The sequence below is a fragment of the Sphaerothrix gracilis Ecp01 genome (genome assembly GCF_030405905.1).
Classification (GTDB): domain Bacteria; phylum Cyanobacteriota; class Cyanobacteriia; order Phormidesmidales; family Phormidesmidaceae; genus Sphaerothrix; species Sphaerothrix gracilis.
The window spans coordinates 1-3,687 of sequence record NZ_JASATW010000068.1 but is presented as its reverse complement, the minus strand read 5'-3'; the positions used below and the strand labels follow the sequence as shown (position 1 = coordinate 3,687).

The window sequence follows — 3,687 nt, the reverse complement described above, 5'->3', positions numbered from 1 at the left end:
CAACAGGAGCAGCGCCGCCAACAGCGGCCAGCTCCTGACCTAGAGCTGTAGTGAACTATCAAAAAAAGGAGAAAACCTCATGACTACGCAGCAGTTAGCGAGCCAATCTACCGTTCAAGCTAAGCCTCAAAAGAGCGGCAGGCTAAAGAACGGTGTTCGAGCCGGGTCTTTTGTGCGGATCTATAGGGAGCATGAAATGCGCTTTGCCAGAGTTCTGCATGTAGTGAGCAGACCCGGCATAGGGCCAAACGTGACGGTGCAGTATCTTGACGAGCTAGAGGGTGGGAATCAGGAAAAGGTTTTCGGCAATATTGTGCAGCCCGTGACACGGGGCTGGCTGGAAGACATGAAGGATCGCTTCGATGACATCAGGGACATCTTCGAGCCTTCAGTCAATGGGTCAATCAGCGCTCAAGCTGAGCCTGCTCAGAATAGCGGCAAGCTGAGGAACGGGGTGATTGTCGATTCTTTGGTACGTGTCTATGAAAATCATCAGATGCGCTTTGCCCGCGTTAAGAGAGTGGCTAAAATTCCAGTTCCGGCTAGGGCAAATGTGATGCTGCAATACCTTGATGGCGACCGCGAGGAAGATAAGGTTTTCGGCAGTATCGTACAGCCGATTACGCAAGGCTGGGTGGAGAATCTCAAGAGCCGCTTAGCCGAGCTAGAGTCACAGTTTCAAGCCCATAAAGCCACGCAGGCCAAAGCCGCGCATAACTGAACGATGCTGATGAGCCGCACTCAGGCCGAGTGCGGCATGACTTGACGTGTTGGGTTCAAGCAGATGGCAGAACAATCAAGCGGAGAACAAGCCCGCCAATATGGTCGGATGCTCAACCAGCTCAAAGAGCAATACACCGATGAGATGGGCGCAGGTGGCGATACTGACTTAGCAGAAGCGGCAGCCAAAATCCGGGCTGGAGAACAGGTTTATGGCAACGAGCCGTCTGACGGTCAGAAAAAGCTCCTTTTCGCAGCCGATAAGCAGCGTGAGCAGGGGCAAGTTGAGGTGACTGCAGAAGCCGAGAGTTCGAGCCAACCCTCACCGGATGAGCCAGCCACGGTAACGACATCACCCGATGAGCCTAGCTCTCCGGCTGATCCCGTAGCGCAATCAGTAGCGCAATCGACCGAGCGCTTCATGGATGCGGCCAAAGCAGCAGGCAAAACTCAGACGGTAGGTAGCACTGATGTCATCGAAGGCAACACCTACTCAGCGACTCAAGCGGGTGATGTACGGGTGCTCCAGAACCAGGAGACAGGCGGCTCTTTGGTTGCTCAGGCGGGTGAGGTACTCAAGGCTGAGGGAATAACGTCTGCAGACCAAGAGCGGATGAATCAGTCTGCCGAAAAGATGGAAGAGATCGCTGTTCAGCAGCAGGAAAACCAGCGCCAACAATTGCAAGAAAAGCAGGATGAGTCAGGGCTAGAGCTATGAAATTACTTATTCTAGAATCGCCTTCTAAACGCAAAACGATTCAGGGTTTTCTGGGCCGCGATTGGCGGGTAGAGGCGAGCTTCGGTCACATCACGGAGCTGGCGAACGATGGCGAAGATAATCTAGGCTTTGCCATCACCAGCAGAGGCGTAGAGCCGCGCTATGTGCCCAGAGGTAAGCGAGGCAAACAGGTACTCTCTAAGCTGCGCAAGCTGGCAAAACAGTCAGAGCAGGTGTGCATTGCCACTGACCCCGACCGAGAAGGTGAATCAATCGGTTGGCATCTGGCTCAGCAGCTCCACTTACCAAAGAGCAAGCTGCGCCGGGTACGCTACTCGGAGATATCGGAGAAAGCCGTCACCCAGGCGATCGCCAACGCTGACCAGTCACTAGACCAGGATTTAGCCGATGCGGCTAGAGCTAGGCAGGTCTTAGATAAGCTAGTGGGCTACAAGGTATCACCGCTGCTGTGGAACTCCAGCGGGGGTAAGAGTGCGGGCCGGGTACAGTCAGCGGCGCTGGCAATAGTTTGCCGTCGTGAGAAAGAGCGCCAGGACTTTATGCCAGAGCCGTACTGGTCGGTTTGGGTGCGCTATCAGGCAGGCTTCAAAGCCTACTTCCTGGGCACTGAGCAAGCTGAGGAGGGTGATGAGGCAGATTCTGATGACGATGCCACAACCGCTGATGAGCTGCCCGCTGTCGAGGGGCGGCGAATCTGGCAAGAAGCCGATGCTAAGCGCCTGGTGGAGATCGCCCAAAAGTCAGCTCATCAGGTGATGTCGGTAGAGCAGCGTACCACTCATCGCAAGCCGCCAGCTCCCTTTACGACTTCGACCTTGCAGCAGGCGGCAGGTAGCAAGCTAGGTTTTTCAACAGGTCAGGTGATGAGGGTGGCCCAACAGCTCTTTGAAGGCTTAGATCTGCCGCAGGGCCGTAAGTCTTTGATTACCTATCACCGCACTGATGCCCCAGTGCTCTCAGATGAGTTCAAGGCCACGGCTAAAGCCTGGCTGGAGGTGAACGACTCAGAAAACGTACCGGAGCAGACAGCTTCCTACCGGGCTAAGAAAGGGGCACAAGAGGCCCACGAAGCTATCCGTCCAACGTACTTAGACATTCATCCAGATAGCGTTCGTCAGGCGTTATCGGAAAAGCAGTATCAGCTCTATAGCCTAATCTGGCACCGAGCGATCGCCGCGTGCTGCCGTCATGCGCGGATTGCCAAAACTCGCATTGTGAGTGAGTCTGGCGGTGTGTACTGGAAGGCTAAGGGCCAGATAGTTGAATTTGAGGGCTATGCCCGCTACTGGAACAACCTCAAGGGTGATGAGGCATTACCAGAGATTAAAGAAGGTCAGGCACTAGAGCTGGCCCAGAGCAAGTCAGAGCGGCGTAAAACCTCACCGCCGCCGCGCTACAGTGAGGCCCAGCTCGTGCAGACTTTAGAAAAGCTGGGAGTAGGCAGACCGTCAACGTTTGCGGCTACGGTGCAGACGCTCAAGAGCCGTAAGTACGTGCATATTTCTAAGCGAAAACTTGCCCCTAGCAAGCTGGGAATGGAAACCTACCGGGTGCTAGCGGCCACCGTCCCTGACTTACTTAAAAGTGACTTCACTGCCGAAATGGAAGCGGCTCTAGATGCGATCTCAGAGGGAGAGAAAGACTGGCAGCGGTATCTGTGCCAGTGGAACAGCGAGTATTTTCAGCCCGCGCTGAAGCGGGCCAAGGGCTACGTGCAGAAAAACTACGATCCCCCTGGTAGCGACCTGCCAGAAGACAAGCTGACCAAGCATCAGTGCCCAGTTTGCGGTGCTGCCCTGGAGCAGCATTTTTACCAGAAAGACGACACGACTAAAGCCATGCTGCGCTGTTCGGACGACAAAGCTGACTGTGACAAGGTGGCTTACTTCTGGACGAGCCGAGAGCAGTGGTGGAGTCCAGAGTACGGGGAGTTATCGGCTTGAGCTTATGAGAAGGATTGATATCAGACTTACCGTTCAAGGTCAGCCCAGCTCTATTAGAGAGCGCTTGATTGAGTACATCAGTGAACATCCTGTGGATGTTCAAGCTCTAGTTATGGAAACACTCGAAGCCAGGTTTCTGCCATTTGTCATGAAGCCTGATAGTAACGAGTCAAAAGCGATCGCTCTCCAGTGCGTTCATAAGCTAGAAGGCTATGCCAATGCTATCCGTGAGCATCACGGGCTGGCGTCGCCGCGAAAGCCTTTAGGCAGAGAGGTAAAGCGCTG

The 3,687-nt window shown here is 54.5% G+C and carries 3 protein-coding genes; all 3 read left to right on the top strand.

The genetic code is table 11. From position 1 onward, the window contains the following. The first annotated feature begins 79 nt into the window (after nucleotides 1-79). The gene (locus tag QJQ48_RS27395) at nucleotides 80-721 is read left to right on the top strand and encodes a hypothetical protein (RefSeq protein WP_346293156.1); all 642 of its coding nucleotides are present in this window, start codon (nucleotides 80-82) and stop codon (nucleotides 719-721) included. Nucleotides 722-784: 63 nt separating this feature from the next. Beyond that, nucleotides 785-1,438, top strand: coding sequence for a hypothetical protein (locus QJQ48_RS27390; protein WP_346294396.1), 654 nt, complete (start codon nucleotides 785-787; stop codon nucleotides 1,436-1,438). Beyond that, entirely contained in the window at nucleotides 1,435-3,402 is a 1,968-nt protein-coding gene (topA, locus tag QJQ48_RS27385; protein ID WP_346294395.1) for a type I DNA topoisomerase, read from the top strand. Before QJQ48_RS27390 ends, topA begins: the two co-directional genes overlap by 4 nt. The last annotated feature ends 285 nt before the right edge of the window (nucleotides 3,403-3,687 follow it).

Coding starts and splice junctions, on each gene's coding strand:
- topA (WP_346294395.1), top strand. CDS start 1,435: ATGAAATTACTTATTCTAGAATCGCCTTCTAAACGCAAAACGATTCAG.
- QJQ48_RS27395 (WP_346293156.1), top strand. CDS start 80: ATGACTACGCAGCAGTTAGCGAGCCAATCTACCGTTCAAGCTAAGCCT.
- QJQ48_RS27390 (WP_346294396.1), top strand. CDS start 785: ATGGCAGAACAATCAAGCGGAGAACAAGCCCGCCAATATGGTCGGATG.